The 15,166-nt window shown below is 57.4% G+C and carries 15 protein-coding genes; 10 read left to right on the forward strand and 5 right to left on the reverse strand.

Annotated elements, in window-relative coordinates; all coding sequences use genetic code 11:
* Window positions 1-29: 29 nt before the first annotated feature.
* From rhaS to DHN12_RS10415, 6 genes are all read left to right on the forward strand, one after another.
* The gene (gene rhaS, locus DHN12_RS10390) at window positions 30-1,031 is read left to right on the forward strand and encodes a rhamnose ABC transporter substrate-binding protein (RefSeq protein ID WP_108860134.1); all 1,002 of its coding nucleotides are present in this window, start codon (window positions 30-32) and stop codon (window positions 1,029-1,031) included.
* Between the two features lie 74 nt (window positions 1,032-1,105).
* Window positions 1,106-2,638 carry a sugar ABC transporter ATP-binding protein gene (locus tag DHN12_RS10395; protein WP_108860135.1) on the forward strand — a complete coding sequence of 511 codons (1,533 nt, stop codon included), beginning with the start codon at window positions 1,106-1,108 and terminating at the stop codon, window positions 2,636-2,638.
* 12 nt (window positions 2,639-2,650) lie between these two features.
* Window positions 2,651-3,634, forward strand: a complete 984-nt coding sequence (locus DHN12_RS10400) for an ABC transporter permease (RefSeq protein WP_199913492.1) — start codon at window positions 2,651-2,653, stop codon at window positions 3,632-3,634.
* Window positions 3,631-4,617 (forward strand): ABC transporter permease, encoded by a 987-nt coding sequence (locus DHN12_RS10405; protein ID WP_108860136.1) that lies wholly within the window; start codon window positions 3,631-3,633, stop codon window positions 4,615-4,617. The genes DHN12_RS10400 and DHN12_RS10405 overlap by 4 nt, the downstream gene beginning before the upstream one ends.
* Window positions 4,617-4,931 carry an L-rhamnose mutarotase gene (rhaM, locus tag DHN12_RS10410; protein ID WP_199913493.1) on the forward strand — a complete coding sequence of 105 codons (315 nt, stop codon included), beginning with the start codon at window positions 4,617-4,619 and terminating at the stop codon, window positions 4,929-4,931. The genes DHN12_RS10405 and rhaM overlap by 1 nt, the downstream gene beginning before the upstream one ends.
* On the forward strand, window positions 4,928-6,307 hold the full coding sequence (locus DHN12_RS10415; protein WP_108860137.1) for an FGGY-family carbohydrate kinase: 1,380 nt from the start codon (window positions 4,928-4,930) through the stop codon (window positions 6,305-6,307). Before rhaM ends, DHN12_RS10415 begins: the two co-directional genes overlap by 4 nt.
* A 305-nt stretch (window positions 6,308-6,612) precedes the next feature.
* On the opposite strand, the gene DHN12_RS10420 is transcribed toward DHN12_RS10415, so the two are convergent.
* Window positions 6,613-7,287: an SOS response-associated peptidase gene (locus tag DHN12_RS10420; protein WP_108860138.1), complete on the reverse strand. Its 675-nt coding sequence runs from the start codon at window positions 7,285-7,287 to the stop codon at window positions 6,613-6,615.
* Window positions 7,288-7,613: 326 nt separating this feature from the next.
* Between DHN12_RS10420 and DHN12_RS24435 the strand changes: the two genes are divergently transcribed.
* Window positions 7,614-7,763 carry a hypothetical protein gene (locus tag DHN12_RS24435; protein ID WP_159090014.1) on the forward strand — a complete coding sequence of 50 codons (150 nt, stop codon included), beginning with the start codon at window positions 7,614-7,616 and terminating at the stop codon, window positions 7,761-7,763.
* Between the two features lie 90 nt (window positions 7,764-7,853).
* Here the strand turns inward: DHN12_RS24435 and DHN12_RS10430 are convergent, their stop codons facing one another.
* A complete protein-coding gene (locus tag DHN12_RS10430; protein ID WP_108860140.1) occupies window positions 7,854-8,786 on the reverse strand; it encodes an MBL fold metallo-hydrolase in 933 nt (310 codons plus the stop codon).
* A 260-nt stretch (window positions 8,787-9,046) separates the two neighbouring features.
* Between DHN12_RS10430 and DHN12_RS10435 the strand changes: the two genes are divergently transcribed.
* Together DHN12_RS10435 and gltX are read left to right on the forward strand one after the other, a co-directional pair.
* Window positions 9,047-9,337 carry a DUF1801 domain-containing protein gene (locus DHN12_RS10435; RefSeq protein ID WP_306418402.1) on the forward strand — a complete coding sequence of 97 codons (291 nt, stop codon included), beginning with the start codon at window positions 9,047-9,049 and terminating at the stop codon, window positions 9,335-9,337.
* Between the two features lie 60 nt (window positions 9,338-9,397).
* Window positions 9,398-10,723 (forward strand): glutamate--tRNA ligase, encoded by a 1,326-nt coding sequence (gene gltX / locus DHN12_RS10440; RefSeq protein WP_108860141.1) that lies wholly within the window; start codon window positions 9,398-9,400, stop codon window positions 10,721-10,723.
* A 51-nt stretch (window positions 10,724-10,774) separates the two neighbouring features.
* On the opposite strand, the gene DHN12_RS10445 is transcribed toward gltX, so the two are convergent.
* Entirely contained in the window at window positions 10,775-11,344 is a 570-nt protein-coding gene (locus DHN12_RS10445) for a gamma-glutamylcyclotransferase family protein (RefSeq protein WP_108860142.1), read from the reverse strand.
* Window positions 11,345-11,439: 95 nt separating this feature from the next.
* Here DHN12_RS10445 and DHN12_RS10450 point away from each other — a divergent pair, with 95 nt between their 5' ends.
* Entirely contained in the window at window positions 11,440-11,892 is a 453-nt protein-coding gene (locus DHN12_RS10450) for an Rrf2 family transcriptional regulator (protein ID WP_108860186.1), read from the forward strand.
* Here DHN12_RS10450 and DHN12_RS10455 read toward each other — a convergent pair.
* Window positions 11,889-14,417, reverse strand: a complete 2,529-nt coding sequence (locus DHN12_RS10455; RefSeq protein ID WP_108860143.1) for an ABC transporter permease — start codon at window positions 14,415-14,417, stop codon at window positions 11,889-11,891. The genes DHN12_RS10450 and DHN12_RS10455 overlap by 4 nt on opposite strands.
* A complete protein-coding gene (locus tag DHN12_RS10460; RefSeq protein WP_108860144.1) occupies window positions 14,414-15,109 on the reverse strand; it encodes an ABC transporter ATP-binding protein in 696 nt (231 codons plus the stop codon). Before DHN12_RS10460 ends, DHN12_RS10455 begins: the two co-directional genes overlap by 4 nt.
* Window positions 15,110-15,166: the final 57 nt, after the last annotated feature.

Below are 15,166 nucleotides of genomic sequence, written 5' to 3' on the forward strand. Positions count from 1 at the left end.
CCAGCGAACGTACTTTAGGGAGGAAACCAATGAAACGTCGCGCTTTCACTACTCTAACCGCAGGCCTCAGCCTTGCAGCAAGCCTGTTCGGGACCACAGCAATGGCGCAGGACGATATGCGTATCGCGCTGGTCGTAAAGGCCCTCGGCATCGGCTTCTTTGAAGCGGCTGCAGAAGGCGCCCAAGAGGCTGCTGATGAACTTGGCGGAGTCGAGATCATCTACACCGGCCCCACCGATACAACCGCCGAAGGCCAGATTGAGGTGATCAACTCGCTCATCGCTCAGGGCGTGGACGCAATCGCGGTATCGGCAAATGATACAGATGCGCTTGTGCCGACACTGAAAAAGGCCATGCAACGCGGTATCACGGTTATCTCATGGGACTCAGGCGTCGCAGATGAGGGTCGTCAGATGCACCTCAACCCATCCTCCAACGCGCTGATCGGCAACATGATCATCAAACTGGCCGCTGATCACCTGCCCGATGGCGGGGACGTGGCGGTGCTTTCAGCCACGACCACATCAACGAACCAGAACATCTGGATCGAAGAGATGACCAAGGTGATGGGCAACTATCCCGGCATCAACGTCGTCTCGACCGTCTATGGTGACGACCTTGCCGACAAGTCCTATCGCGAAGCGACAGGTCTCATGCAGTCTTATCCTGACCTCGACGCGATCATCGCACCGACATCTGTCGGCATCGTGGCTGCGGCACAGGCCGTTGTCGACGCTGGCAAAGTGGGTGAAGTCAACGTCACCGGCCTTGGTCTGCCGTCCGAAATGGCGGGTGCTATCGAGAGTGGTGCGTCACAGTCCTTTGCAATCTGGAACCCAATCGATCTTGGATACTCCGCAGCAATGATTGCCCATGCGCTGGTCTCCGGTGCTGCAACGGCAGAGCCCGGTGCCGAAATCTCGATTGGTCGGGTCGGCACCATCACTTTGGATGAAAGCAATTCGGCTGCCATGGCAGATCCGTTCATCTACGATGCGTCCAATATCGATCAGTTCAAATCGATCTTCTGATCAACTGACGCGATCACTGGCGCGGCCCAATCGGCCGCGCCGACATCCCCCATCTGAACAAGTCGAGACCTGAAATGCTGAAAAAATCAGACAGCGCGATACCGTCTGAAGGCTCGACTGCGCAGACAGCAATTCTTGCGCTCGACGGAGTTACGAAAACCTTTCCCGGCGTCAAAGCCTTGTCCGAGATCTCGCTGCAGCTGATACCAGGCAAGGTCACCGCTTTGATCGGTGAAAACGGCGCTGGCAAGTCCACAGTCGTAAAGATCCTAACAGGCATCTATCAACCTGACGGCGGCGCCATTCTGGTCGATGGGCAGCGCACAACCTTTCCCGCACCGCAGGCCGCCGCTGACAACGGCGTGACCGCGATCCATCAGGAAACGGTGCTTTTTGATGAACTGTCAGTGGCAGAAAACATTTTTCTGGGCCATGCCCCGCGTGGTGCGTTTGGCCTGATAGACCGAAAGATGATGAACCAGAAGGCGGGTGAAATCCTTGACGGTGTTGGTGCCAAGATTGAGCCCGATCATAAGCTCAAGGACCTCGGCATCGCCAACAAGCATCTGGTGGCCATTGCCCGCGCTCTGTCGATTGATGCCCGCGTTGTCATCATGGATGAACCAACAGCGGCACTGTCTCACAAGGAAATCGAGGAACTCTACGAGCTTGTTGAAAGCCTCAAGGCGCAAGGAAAGGCTATCCTGTTTATCAGCCACAAGTTTGACGAGATTTTCCGGATCGCTGACAACTACACAGTATTTCGCGACGGACAATTGATCGGTGATGGCGCGATTGCTGATGTGACTGAGGCTGACCTCGTCAAGATGATGGTGGGCCGCGATGTCAGCCAGATTTTTCCGCAGCGCACGCCCAATCCGGGCGACGACATTCTAAAAGTTGCAGGCTACAGCCATCCAACAGAGTTCGAGGACATTGGGTTCACCCTGCGCACGGGCGAAATCCTTGGCTTTTACGGTCTTGTTGGGGCGGGTCGGTCCGAGTTTATGCAAGCGCTGTTTGGCATGACGCGCCTCTCAGCCGGCGCCGTTGAAATTGATAGAGCGCCCGTCCAGATCAAATCCCCTGCTGATGCTGTCGATCATGGCATCGTCTACGTGCCCGAAGACCGTGGGAAGCAGGGTGCGATACTTGATCTGCCAATCTTTCAGAACGTCACGCTGCCCTCTTTGGGGCGGCTTTCCAACAATGGGTTTCTGAAGCTGGCGGAAGAATTCAAGCTGGCGCGCGAATATACCGAGCGACTGGATCTGCGCGCCGCGTCTTTGGACACACATGTTACCAACCTGTCTGGTGGCAACCAGCAAAAAGTCGTCATCGCAAAATGGCTGGCGACCCAACCCAAGGTGATCATTCTCGATGAGCCAACCAAAGGCGTCGACATCGGCTCCAAGGCTGCAGTGCACGAATTCATGGCTGAACTTGCCGCGCAAGGTCTTGCGGTGATCATGGTCAGCTCGGAGATCCCGGAAATTCTGGGGATGTCCGACCGCGTTATCGTGATGCGCGAAGGCCGTATGGTTGCTGAATTGTCTGATAAAGACCTGCAACCCGAAACGCTTGTCCGCCACGCCGCCGGTATCTGAGGGGAACACAGCATGCTGAAACGACTGATCACATCGCGCGAGGCCCTTCTGGTCGGAGCCATTGTCCTGTTGCTGGCGCTTATCTCGTCCCGCTTTCCGGGCTTTATAACACCACCCAATCTGGCAAACGTATTCAATGACACGTCGCCACTGATCCTTTTGGCCATCGGTCAGATGATCGTGATCCTGACCAAATGCATCGACCTGAGTGTCGCGGCCAATCTGGCGCTAACGGGCATGGTGGTGTCCATGGTCAATGTTGCTGCCCCGGGACTTCCGATTATCGTTATCCTTGTCGTCGCAATCGGCCTTGGCACCCTTTTGGGCATGATCAACGGCGTATTGGTGTGGAAGCTGGCCATCCCGCCAATCGTGGTCACGTTGGGCACGATGACCATTTTTCGGGGGATCATCTTTGTCATTTCGGACGGGAAATGGGTCAACAGCCACGAGATGAGCCCGGCGTTCAAAGCGTTCCCGCGCACCGAATTGCTCGGGTTGCCGGTCTTGGGTTGGATCGCAATTCTGGCTGTAATTGTGTTCACCATCGTGATGACGCGCACAACTCTGGGCCGGGCGTTTTATGCGGCTGGCGGCAACCCACATGCCGCCACCTATGCCGGGATCAACGTGGGCAAGACGCAATTCTGGGCCTTTACGATCTCCGGCGCGCTCGCGGGTTTGACGGGGTATCTCTGGGTATCGCGCTTTGCCGTGTCCTACGTTGATATCGCCGGGGGCTTTGAGCTGGACGTGGTCGCCGCCTGCGTGATTGGCGGCGTGTCCATCATGGGGGGCGTCGGTACTGTGGCGGGTGCGCTGCTGGGAGCCTTGTTCCTCGGCATCATCAAAAACGCATTGCCCGTCGTCGACATCTCTCCTTTTTGGCAGTTGGCCATTTCAGGTGGCGCGATCATCGTTGCTGTGGCGCTGAACGCGCAGGCTAACCGAGAAAAAGGACGCATTATCCTCAAACGTGCGGAGCAGGCATCATGAGCACCACCGAACGCATCATCCCTGACCGCCTGCGCTCGCCGCTAGAACAAAGGCTCAAAAGTTGGGAAACACTTCTTTTGCTGGTGGCCATCGGCATCTTTATCGCCAACAGCCTTGCATCGCCTTACTTCCTCAACGCGTGGAACCTCAGTGACGCGACCTTTAACTTTACCGAAAAAGCGATGATCGCCTTTGCCATGGCGCTGCTCATCATATCCGGAGAGATCGACCTGTCCGTGGCTTCGACTATCGCGCTGGCCTCGACCGCGATGGGTGCGGCTGTGCAGATGGGCGTTGGCACACCGGGCCTCGTGATGATCGGACTTGGCGTTGGGCTACTTTGTGGTGCCTTCAATGGCGTTCTCGTTACCCGCTTGGGTTTGCCGTCTATCGTGGTGACGATCGGCACGATGAGCCTGTTTCGCGGCATCAGTTACATCGTATTGGGCGACCAGGCATTTCGTGGGTATCCGGCCAGCTTCTCTTGGTTTGGTCAGGGCTATGTTTGGTGGGTGATCTCGTTTGAATTCGTGCTCTTTGCGATCATCGCTGTGATTTACGCAGTCCTGTTGCACAGGACCAACTTTGGCCGGGCAGTCTATGCAATTGGCAACAACGCGACGGGTGCCATGTTCTCCGGCATCCGGGTGCAGCGGGTAAAATTCATCCTGTTCTTGCTCACCGGCCTGATGTCCGGCGTCGCCGCCATCTGCCTGACGGCTCGGCTCGGCTCAACCCGGCCGTCCATCGCGACAGGCTGGGAACTTGAGATCGTGACAATGGTTGTACTGGGCGGCGTCAGCATCTTGGGTGGTTCTGGTACGATTGTCGGGGTTGTCATTGCGGCCTTCGTGATGGGGTTGGTCACGTTTGGACTGGGGCTGCTGAACGTGCCCGGCATCGTCATGTCCATCGTGATTGGCGCGCTGTTGATCGGGGTCATCGCCCTGCCGCGCCTGTGGTCCATGTGGCGGGCGCGTTGATGGAAAAATACGCCTTCAAGATGCGCCTGAACCCCGGATGTCGCGCAGAATATATCAAACGGCATGACGAGATCTGGCCAGAGCTTGTTACACTCCTCAAGGATGCGGGCGTAACGGATTATTCGATCCATCTGGATGCAGACACCAACACCCTTTTCGGGGTCCTGTGGCGACAGGACGGGCACAGTATGGACGCGTTGCCTGATCACCCGGTCATGCAAAAGTGGTGGGCACATATGGCAGACATCATGGAAACGCACGCTGGCAACGAACCGGTTGCAACGCCACTAGAAACCGTTTTCCACATGCCATGACACATCACGTCGCGGTCATAGACATCGGAAAGACCAACGCAAAACTTGTGCTGGTCGACAGGGAAAGCCTGACCGAGATTGTGGTGATCACCCGCCCAAACACCGTCCTGCCGGGGCCGCCATGGCCGCATTTCGACGTGGAGGGGCATTGGGCCTTTCTGCTCGAGGGCCTGCGCGACTTTCATGCAGCGCACGGCATTGACGCGATTTCAATCACCACCCACGGTGCCTGTGCCGCGCTGCTCAATAGCAGAGGAGATCTCGCAGCACCGATCCTCGATTACGAGTTTGCCGGACCGGATGAGTCGGCTGACGACTACAACGCCATCCGCCCCCCTTTTTCCGAAACAGGATCACCACGACTGGCGGGTGGGTTGAACATCGGCGCGCAACTGTTTTGGCAGTTTCAGGTCGATCCGGATTTGAAGGCAAAAACCGACCAGATCGTGACCTATCCACAGTTCTGGGGCGCAAAGCTGACGGGCAACACCGCCATGGATGTCACGTCACTTGGGTGCCACACGGACCTTTGGAACCCGCACAAGGGCGACTTTTCGTTATTGGTGGACAAGCTCGGCATCTCGGACAAACTGTCACCCGTTCGCAAGCCGTCAGAGGTTCTGGGCCCGATCTTGCCGACAATCGCAGAACAGACCGGCTTGCCGCCCGGTACGCCCGTTTATTGCGGCATCCACGATTCCAACGCTTCGCTTCTGCCTTACGTCCTTTCGCAAACACCGCCGTTTAGTGTTGTTTCGACTGGAACATGGGTGATTGCCATGTCAATCGGTGGCAATTCTGTTCAGCTTGATCCCAATCTTGATACTTTGATTAACGTCACCGCCCTTGGCGATCCGGCCCCGTCTGCCCGCTTCATGGGTGGTCGCGAACACGACCTTGCCACGGGTGGCACTTGTCCTGAGCCAACGCCTCAGGATGTGCGCGATGTTCTGACGAAAGGGATCATGCTGATGCCCGCTGTCGTCGAAGATACCGGGCCATTCCAGGGGTATCCCTCGGGTTGGGAGGGGCCTGAACCAAACGTCGGCACTGGCACAAGAGTGGCCGCAGTGGCGGTTTATCTCGCGCTGGTGACGGCGGAATGTCTTTCCAACATTGGCCACAAGGATACGATTGTTGTCGAAGGTCCATTTGCAAACAATCAGCTGTATCTTAAGATGCTGGCCGTCGCAGCGGCTTCCAAAGTCTATGGAGCGGCTGGCAGCACTGGCACTAGTGCGGGCGCGGCCATGTTGGTGAGGGGCAAGACGGATGTACTCGCAGATGAAACCCTATCATTGATCAACTCGGACATCGGCGAGTCACTGGAGACCTACGCTTCTCATTGGCGTCAGACCGTGCAAAATCGTCGCTGACGGCAGTAGTCCTCAATGATGGTATGCAAGTAGTCCAAAAGAGAATGACGCCTGTTTCGGCAGACTGGCAGTACAACCAGTTTTTCATTTGTTCCTGCACTGTGAAAATTGCCGCACGATTAGCGGCGCTTGAGCCCGAAACCGCTGGAGCAAATGCCAGTAGATTGCAATTAGCGGTCATTAAATGGTCGCGCAATAATTGTGACTTGGGCTCAACGCAGTCATCTGACAAAAATCGTCGGATGACTGAGGCGAGATGGTAAGCGGACATTCGTTGATCGGAATTTTCTCAAACACCTTACCTTTCAAAGACTAGTGTCAGACTTTTCCCCTACGCCCGATCTGACGATATCCATCTCATCTGAGTCATAGGGCTTTAGCAGTTCAATGGCCTCCGCGGCGCTGCCACCTAACCAGGCCTCATAATCACTAGGACGGAGTATGACTGGCATTCTCTGCGGATGTATCGGACGCACAATGTCATTCGTTGAGGTGGTTATCACTGTGTACGCAGGAACCTCTTCTGGGCCCTCTTTGCCTTCGTATCGCGAGACCTGCCACATCCCGGCAAACGCAAATGGTGGGCGAGCCACGGAGCCCTTGAGCGCGAACCAATGGTATGTCGCAGGATTGCGCCCTTGCGCCTCGCAGAACGAACTTGCAGGTACGAGACAACGGCGCTCTTCGAAGCTGTTCCTCCACAGCCCGCTCTTTAGGACCTTGTCGTCCCGCGCATTGTTCCAGGCATTAGGTTGCAGGATGGCGCCAGTCTTTTTTGATTTCTTGGTCGTTCGAAACCCCCAGGACAGAGACACGAGTTCACGCGCCCCGTCTTCGTCTTCCCTGACAATGGGCGCCATGTGCTTTGGGTAGATTGCTGGAAGCGGTTCCGCGTTTCCGAGCCTGTCTTTTTCTACAGCGACGTCGAATAGCTGCCGCATCGCATCTGCCGGGGTCATATTCGAATAGAGGTTACACATTAATCCGCCTCACTTACCATAGCGTCTCGGAAAAAATTCGGCGAACAACAGTTCAGTCCACGATGACAAAAACGTCGGCTACGCCAATCCTGAATGCATTTGTACAGTATCCCTAGGACATTTGAGAGAGAGACATAAATGCGGGCACCTGTACGACCTTGCCTGGTGCCTCTATCGAATGCGCAAATGATCGCAATTTGGCATCCATTATGCTATATAAAATAGATGCTTATCACTTGGCGCCTTCATTTTCTGAGAACAGAGGAGTCCATTGTGCCAACACCTCTCTTCAAGCCCGGGCATTCATCCCGCGCAACCACTTCGCCATGATGATGGAGAAACTGGCACGGGCCATGGACTACCCCAATTTCAAGGACAGTATCTCCGAGGACGATGTGGTGTTCGAGGGCGCATGCCACAAAGCGTGGGGGGTGTTCGGTGATCTGCAACCGGGTGGGCCGTATGGAATGGGGTAAACCAAAGCCACGGTCCGCACGATGTCCGTATGAAGCGGATCATAGACCGAGAAAACGCCCCGACGCCCAGCGCGTCGGGGTGCCTTCTTTTCAGCCCATTAATTGATAAGAAACAGGTACATAACGGAACCCCTCGCCTCGTGTTTCGACAAAGCCCGCGCCGGGGAAGGGCATGTGATAGCCGATCATCGGAACCTTGTCGGCGGCCAGCATACCCAGCACGTCGCGGCGCGACGCCGTGGCTGCGGCCTTATCCATGTCAAAGCGAACCTCCCATTCGGGATGGGCAAAGGACCAGACATAGTGGTTTGCCAGATCGGCGGTCAGAACCAGACGCTGCCCGTTGCTTTCCAGATGATAAACTGTGTGGCCAGGCGTATGGCCAAAAGCTGCAACAGAGGTGATGCCCGACGAGACTTCGCCGCCATTTTCAACAAAGGTCATCTTCTCGGCCAAAGGTGTGACCTTGGCCGCGACCAGATCTCCGACACGATTGCCTGCGTCCTGCGCCGCCCAGAAGTCATATTCCGGAGAGGAGGTGACATAGCGCGCGTTCGGGAAGGTCGGCGCGTCATTGGTGGTCATGCCGCCGATATGATCGGGATGCATATGGGTGATGACGACGACATTGATTTGATCCGGTGTCACACCTGCATCGGCCAATGCCGCCTGAATTCCACCTTGCCCCAACCCCGTGTCGAACAGGACCAGCTCAGACCCGGTGTTAACCAGAGTCGGGGTAAAGAAGAACTGCGCGACATCCGGCGAGATGAAATTGTCTGCTGAGACTTTTGCGAAGTCTTCATCTGACGCTCCGCCGCCAAAGATTTCCTGGGCGCCATCGCGTGGCAGGCTGCCATCCAGAAGTGTAGTTACGGTGAAATCGCCCAACGCAAAGGATTTGGCGATGGTTGAGTTTGCCTTGGCCTCGGCTCCGGCTGCCAGAACCGGCGCTGCGGCTGCGGCAAAGGGCAAAGCTGCCGCGGTACCCAGTGCCGCGCGGCGTGTCAATTTGATGGTCATATTGGTTCTCCCTGTCAGAACACCATTCGGTGAGTTTAGGTCTGCGCAAGTCTCTTGCCAGTTTATACACAAATCAAATGGGCTGCGTGGATGAACATTACGTGTTAATTTTTGTTTGTGGCGCGATCTGGGAATAAAACCGCCCCCACAGGGCAAAGCGTCGATGGCTTTTTGGCGGCAATTCAACCGGCGAAGAAGGCAGATGATGCGCGGGCGTTGGATGCTCTTTTTCGGCACGCGATCGGGTTTGAACCTGTTATGTGGGGGCGTCGATTGTGGGCTATGGTCGTTACCATTATCGCTACAAGTCCGGGCGCGGAGGAGAGTTTCTGGCAACCGGGTTTTCCCCGCGCAAAATGGCTTTGTCGATCTACATCATGCCCGGCTACGCAGATTTCGGGGATATTCTGTCCAGACTGGGTAAACACAAGCTGGGCAAGTCCTGTCTCTATTTGAACAAGCTGGCGAATATTGACACGAATGTTCTGTCTGAACTGATCCGCGCCGGGCTAGAGGACTTGAATCGGCACTGGCCGGTCCAGCCGATCTGAACGCCTTTGCTGGACAATTGGCCAATCCTGTGACATGAGCCGCGCCAACAGGAGACACCTATGACAACCACCCGTTTTGCCCCGTCGCCCACCGGTTACATCCACGTGGGCAACCTGCGCACCGCCTTGATGAACTATTTGATCGCCCGCAAGGCGGGCGGCACGTTCATCTTGCGGATCGACGACACCGATCCTGAGCGGTCGAAAGAAGAGTATGTCGACGCCATCAAACAGGACATGGAGTGGCTGGGTCTGCATTGGGATCGGGTTGAGCGTCAGTCGGATCGTCTGGACCGTTATGCGGAAGCGGCAGACAAACTACGCGAGATGGGCAGGTTCTATGAGGCGTTCGAGACGCCGACCGAGCTGGACCTCAAGCGCAAGAAGCAACTGAACATGGGCAAGCCGCCGGTTTATGACCGCGCTGCGCTAAACCTCTCGGATGCGGAGAAAGAGGCGCTGCGGGCCGAGCGTGGCAGCGGTGTCTGGCGCTTCAAGTTGGATCACGAGCGGATTGAGTGGAATGATGGCATTCTGGGCGACATCTCGATCGATGCGGCATCCGTGTCCGATCCGGTTCTGATCCGGGGCGATGGTCAGGTTCTCTATACGATTGCGTCTGTGGTGGATGACACCGAAATGGGCGTCACCGATGTGGTACGCGGCTCGGACCATGTGACCAATACCGCGACCCAGATTCAGATCATCAAAGCGCTGGGCGGCACTTGCCCGCGTTTCGCGCACCATTCGCTGTTAACCGGTCCGCAAGGAGAGGCACTGTCGAAGCGACTTGGCACGCTGGCCCTGCGTGATCTGCGTGAACAGGGCGTGCAGCCGATGGCGTTGCTGAGCCTCATGGCGCGTCTGGGCTCCTCCGACCCGGTTGAGCTGCGCTCGGAAATGGCGGAACTGATTGAAGGCTTCGATGTGAACCGATTTGGGGCCGCGCCGACCAAGTTCGATGTGCAGGACCTGTTCCCGCTGACGGCAAAGCATCTGCAATCTCTGCCCCTGGCCGACGTTGCGGACGCTGTTTCTGATGCGGGCGTTCCCGCCGATCTGGCTGAGCCCTTCTGGGCGATGGCACGCGAAAACATCACCACTTTGGCTGATCTCAAGGGCTGGTGGGAGCTGTGCCGCGATGGGGCAGAGCCGCTGATTGCGGATGAGGATCGTGACTTTATCGCAGAGGCTATGGCGCTGCTGCCTGAAGGTTCGTTCGATGGCGAAACCTGGGGCAAATGGACCAGCACGGTTAAAGAAGCGACCGGCCGTAAGGGCAAGGGTCTGTTTATGCCGCTGCGCAAGGCGCTGACCGGCATGGAACGGGGGCCTGAGATGGCCACTCTGTTGCCACTGCTGCAGGTGATCCGCGCAAAATCCTGAGCGTACGACAATAGAATGAGGAAAGGCGGGGTCATTCGATCCCGCCTTTTTCTATGCGTTCTGCTCAATCCGGGCTGAGAGACAGCTGAGACGATCATCCACGAATTCGGTCTCAACCGATTTCAACTGTTGATGGCGCGGGTATCGGGGCTCGGCCCGGTCGTTCAGGATTGGTGAATCCCATCCATCTGTGGTGGCAAAGAAACGATCTGCGCCGTCTTCACCAAATGCGCGCAGGTATCCCTGCACGACCACATCAATGTAACTCAGTAGCAATGGGTGGTGATTGCTTGGTGCCTTGTGCCGCTCAAGAGGCACAGCATAGACGGCAATCTCGACCTCGTGCTTTATTGGGTGCATGATGGATTGTGTCGCGGGAATTCGGTCATAGGCCCATTCCCGTTCGTCCAGTGCGGCCCAATCATTTTTGGGCACATGGGCGATCATGCCTTCGATTTCGGACGTGGGGTCTGGTACCGCAGTCAGAAAGGCGACCGGTCGCAGGTCAGTGTGCCGCCATGCGCGCCGCCAGCCTTTTAGCAGGGAAGGATGCGGATCGGGAAAGTCATGGGTCGACAGGTTCACAAGGCTGCCGTAGCCAAAGAAATAGGGATCTGCCATTGGTCTGCGCGTCCTTTCCTGACGATTGATGTATGTCAAACCGCTTTTATGCCGGACATGCAATAAGTCTGCATCTTGAAACTTGGGAGGTCACGATGCGGATAACCAAACGGACGAACATTGCGGTGCGGCTGCTGATGTATTGTGCAGCGCATCAGGATAGGCTGGTCACCAAGTCCGAGATTGCCGAAGTGTGCAATATTTCCGAGAACCATCTGGCACAGGTCATCAATCAACTAAGCCAGTTGGGTTATCTAAGCACGCAGCGCGGTCGTAACGGCGGTATGGTACTGGCCCGGCCGGCCGAACAGATCCGTATCGGATCGGTTTTTCGCCATGTCGAAGGCAACTTGCCGCTGGCCGAGTGTTTTGCGGATGCCGACAACACCTGCCCGTTGACGGATGCATGTCGATTGCGGGTGGCATTACAGGACGCGGCTGAGGTCTTCTATGCCTCGCTGGACGAGATCACACTGGACGCCCTGATCTGCGACAACGATCCTTTGCTGCAGATCCTGCAACCGGTTACCTGCGCGCGCGCCGGTTAATCGCTGGCACGCAGGATGCGGGCAGGGCGGACGGCCAGGGGACGCAGGGCAAAGATTAGCCCCGCGCCAAGCGTCACGATGATGCCCGCCAGAACGATGACGATAGCGGACGACCAGATCACCGAGAAGTTCGTGTCGAAAATATAGGTCGCAACGGCCCACCCACCCAAAATGCCGGTCAGCAGCGCAACGCCACCAGCAGCCGCGCCCAACAGCGCGGCGCGCAGGGCAAAGCTGAACAGGATGCGCCGCCGGTCCGCGCCCAGTGTCTTGAGGATCGCGGCCTCGTATCGGCGGGCGGGTTCCCCGGCCGCGGCAGCACCGATGAGAACCAAGAAACCGGTCAGCAGAGAAATACCCGCGCCATAAGACGTGGCCGCTGAGATGCCCGCCAACAGGCCCGAGACGCGGTCAATCGCATCGCGCACCCGGATCGCCGTTATGTTGGGGAACTTCCCGGCCAAATCGCGCAGAATTGCCGTTTCGGCCTGTTCTTCGGCATAGACCGTCGCGATAAAGCTGTGCGGGGCACCTTCAAGAGCCGATGGATTCATCGACATGATAAAGCCCATACCTGCGTTCGAGAAATCAACCTCGCGCGTTGATGTGAGTTCTGCGGTAATGTCCCGGCCCAAAATGTTCACGGTCAGTTGGTCGCCCAGCTTAAGGCCCATTTCTTCCGCCTCCTCGGCTGCAAAACTCACCTGCGGCGTACCGGTATAGTCTTCTGCCCACCATTCGCCCGAGGTTATGCGCGCGTTTTCGGATGGCCGGACGGAATAGGTGATGCCCCGGTCGCCATCCAGCACCCAATGATCGCCTGCCACTTCGCGGGCGGGCTTGCCGTTGATCTGTGTGATGATCCCGCGCAGCATTGGTGCGCTTTCGATCCGGCTGACGCCGGGGTCGGTGGTTAACCTGTTGTTAAAACCCGGCATCTGGTCCTTCTGGATGTCGACGAAGAAGTAAGACGGCGCAACGTCCGGCAAGTTGCCGGAAATTGCATTGCGCAAGGTGCCGTCGATCTGTCCAACGGCCGCCAGAACCGAAAGCCCAAGACCCAGAGACAGTACAACGGATGCAGCGCCCTCTCGCGGGTCGGAAATGGCCGACAAGGCCCACCGAAGGGTCGGACGCCCGCGCGCTGACGGAGCGCTGAGCCGGGCCAGGCGGCGCACCGCGTAGGCCGCAGCGGACAGCAGCAGCAACGCGCCCACCAACCCTCCGGCGGTCCAGAACGTCAGGCGCGCCGAGCCGCTGAACCAGGCGGCTGATGCGATCAGCAGCGCGAGGCCGAAACCCGTTGCGATGAGGTATACCCCTCGTGGAACCGCACGCGCCGAGGTCAGAGCATCCCGAAACAGCGTCGCTGCGCGGACGTCTTCGGTGCGGGCAAGGGGCCAGAGCGTGAACAGAAAGGCCGTCAGTAAACCGTACAACGCTGCTTCGGCAAGCGGCGCCGGATAAAATGAGAAAACCGCGGGTACAGGCAGCCGGGCTTCAATCAAGGGGGCCAGCAGCAGCGGCAGCAACCCGCCCAAGGCAAGGCCCAGCAAGATCCCGATCCCCGACAGGACACCGATCTGGATCATATAAGTTTGGAATATCGTCGCCTTGTCAGCGCCCAGTGTGCGCAGCGTCGCGATGGTCTCTGTCTTTTGGGACAGATAGGCGCGCACGGCTGCGGAAACTCCGATGCCGCCGACTGCAAGGCCTGATAACCCGACCAGAACCAGAAATGCGCTGAGCCGCCCGACAAACTCGGCAATGCCGGGCGCACCGTTGCGAGCATCAGTCCATCGCATACCGGTGCCCTCAAAATTCTGACGCGCTTCTACCGCTAGATCTTGCAGATCGGTTCCTGATGGCAGGGCCAGGCGGTATTTGGTGGAAAACAGAGTTCCCGGGGCCAACAGGCCGGATACTTGCAAGTCTTCGGTCCGCACCAGCGTGCGAGGGCCCAGACCAAAGCCATCTGTCGCCCCGTCCGGTTCATGGATTAATGCGGCGGTCAGGATGAATTCTTGAGTTCCCAATGCAAAGCGATCTCCGACGGAAAGGCTTAGCCGATCAATAAGCGACGGGTCCATTACTGCGCCCGGAAGTCCTTGATGTGTCCCTAAAGCCGCCGATAGGGGCAGTGCAGGCTTCAAAACCGGAGATCCCAATAACGGGTAAGTGTCGTCGACCGATTTGACCTGAGTCAGCGCGCGTTGCGTTTCAGCGCCCTGATCTGCAACGGCCATTGAGCGAAAATCGACCACTTCAGAGACAGCTGTCCCGGTCTGGTCCATCCAAGCGCGTTCGTCATCTGTTGCAAATCGGTAGGTGAATTCCAGTTGCGCATCCCCGCCCAACAGGGCCGCGCCTTCCTCGGCCAATCCTGCCTGGATCGCGTGGCGTACCGACCCGACTGCTGCAATCGCGGCGACACCCAGCGCAAGACACGCGAGGAAAATGCGAAACCCATGCAGCCCGCCCCGAAGTTCACGGCGTGCCAGCCGCCCGGCTAGCCGAAGGCTCATTCCGCGGCCTTTTGCTGGCTGTCTTCCGAAATCCGCCCGTCGCGCAAGCGCACAACCCGATCGCACCTGCGCGCAAGACTATGACTGTGGGTTACAAGCACCAGAGTGGCGCCGTGTTTGTCGCGCAGGCCGAACAATAGATCGACGATAGCCGCGCCGTTCGTTTCGTCTAAATTTCCTGTCGGCTCATCCGCCAGCAAAATCTGCGGACGCGGTGCGGCGGCGCGGGCCAGTGCAACGCGTTGTTGTTCGCCACCTGACAATTGCGCCGGATAATGATCGCGGCGATGCGACAGGCCTACCGCGTCAAGTTCTGCCGCGGCGCGTTGAAACGCATCCTTGTGTCCGGCCAATTCCAGCGGCGTGGCCACATTTTCCAGGGCAGTCATGGTTGGGATCAGATGAAAGTTCTGAAAGACGACCCCCATCGCATTGCGCCGGAAACGGGCAAGAGAATCCTCATCCATGCCAGTCAGATCCTGGCCAAGGGCTGTGATCTTGCCCGCGCTTGCCTGTTCCAATCCGCCCATCAGCATCAGCAGCGAGGATTTGCCAGATCCGGACGGCCCGACAAGCCCAAGCGTTTCGCCTTTTACGACGGTCAGGTTAATCTCATGCAGGATATTAACCCGACCGGCATTGCCATCCAGCGACAAAGCGGCATTTTGAAGCGAAAGAACAGGTGTCGTCATAGGTACTTCCAAAAGGAGGCGGTCATTTTGGGATATGGAGTGGTTCAAAAAATGCGC

It is taken from the genome of Ruegeria sp. Alg231-54 (assembly GCF_900143525.1).
Taxonomy (GTDB): domain Bacteria; phylum Pseudomonadota; class Alphaproteobacteria; order Rhodobacterales; family Rhodobacteraceae; genus Ruegeria.

Bases quoted from the DNA above. Each gene is read 5' to 3' on its own strand.
- DHN12_RS10415 (WP_108860137.1), top strand. From the start codon at position 4,928: ATGACACATCACGTCGCGGTCATAGACATCGGAAAGACCAACGCAAAA.
- DHN12_RS10405 (WP_108860136.1), top strand. From the start codon at position 3,631: ATGAGCACCACCGAACGCATCATCCCTGACCGCCTGCGCTCGCCGCTA.
- DHN12_RS10420 (WP_108860138.1), bottom strand. From the start codon at position 7,287: ATGTGTAACCTCTATTCGAATATGACCCCGGCAGATGCGATGCGGCAG.
- rhaS (WP_108860134.1), top strand. From the start codon at position 30: ATGAAACGTCGCGCTTTCACTACTCTAACCGCAGGCCTCAGCCTTGCA.
- DHN12_RS10460 (WP_108860144.1), bottom strand. From the start codon at position 15,109: ATGACGACACCTGTTCTTTCGCTTCAAAATGCCGCTTTGTCGCTGGAT.
- rhaM (WP_199913493.1), top strand. From the start codon at position 4,617: ATGGAAAAATACGCCTTCAAGATGCGCCTGAACCCCGGATGTCGCGCA.
- DHN12_RS24435 (WP_159090014.1), top strand. From the start codon at position 7,614: ATGATGATGGAGAAACTGGCACGGGCCATGGACTACCCCAATTTCAAG.
- DHN12_RS10445 (WP_108860142.1), bottom strand. From the start codon at position 11,344: ATGGCAGATCCCTATTTCTTTGGCTACGGCAGCCTTGTGAACCTGTCG.
- gltX (WP_108860141.1), top strand. From the start codon at position 9,398: ATGACAACCACCCGTTTTGCCCCGTCGCCCACCGGTTACATCCACGTG.
- DHN12_RS10400 (WP_199913492.1), top strand. From the start codon at position 2,651: ATGCTGAAACGACTGATCACATCGCGCGAGGCCCTTCTGGTCGGAGCC.
- DHN12_RS10450 (WP_108860186.1), top strand. From the start codon at position 11,440: ATGCGGATAACCAAACGGACGAACATTGCGGTGCGGCTGCTGATGTAT.
- DHN12_RS10455 (WP_108860143.1), bottom strand. From the start codon at position 14,417: ATGAGCCTTCGGCTAGCCGGGCGGCTGGCACGCCGTGAACTTCGGGGC.
- DHN12_RS10395 (WP_108860135.1), top strand. From the start codon at position 1,106: ATGCTGAAAAAATCAGACAGCGCGATACCGTCTGAAGGCTCGACTGCG.
- DHN12_RS10430 (WP_108860140.1), bottom strand. From the start codon at position 8,786: ATGACCATCAAATTGACACGCCGCGCGGCACTGGGTACCGCGGCAGCT.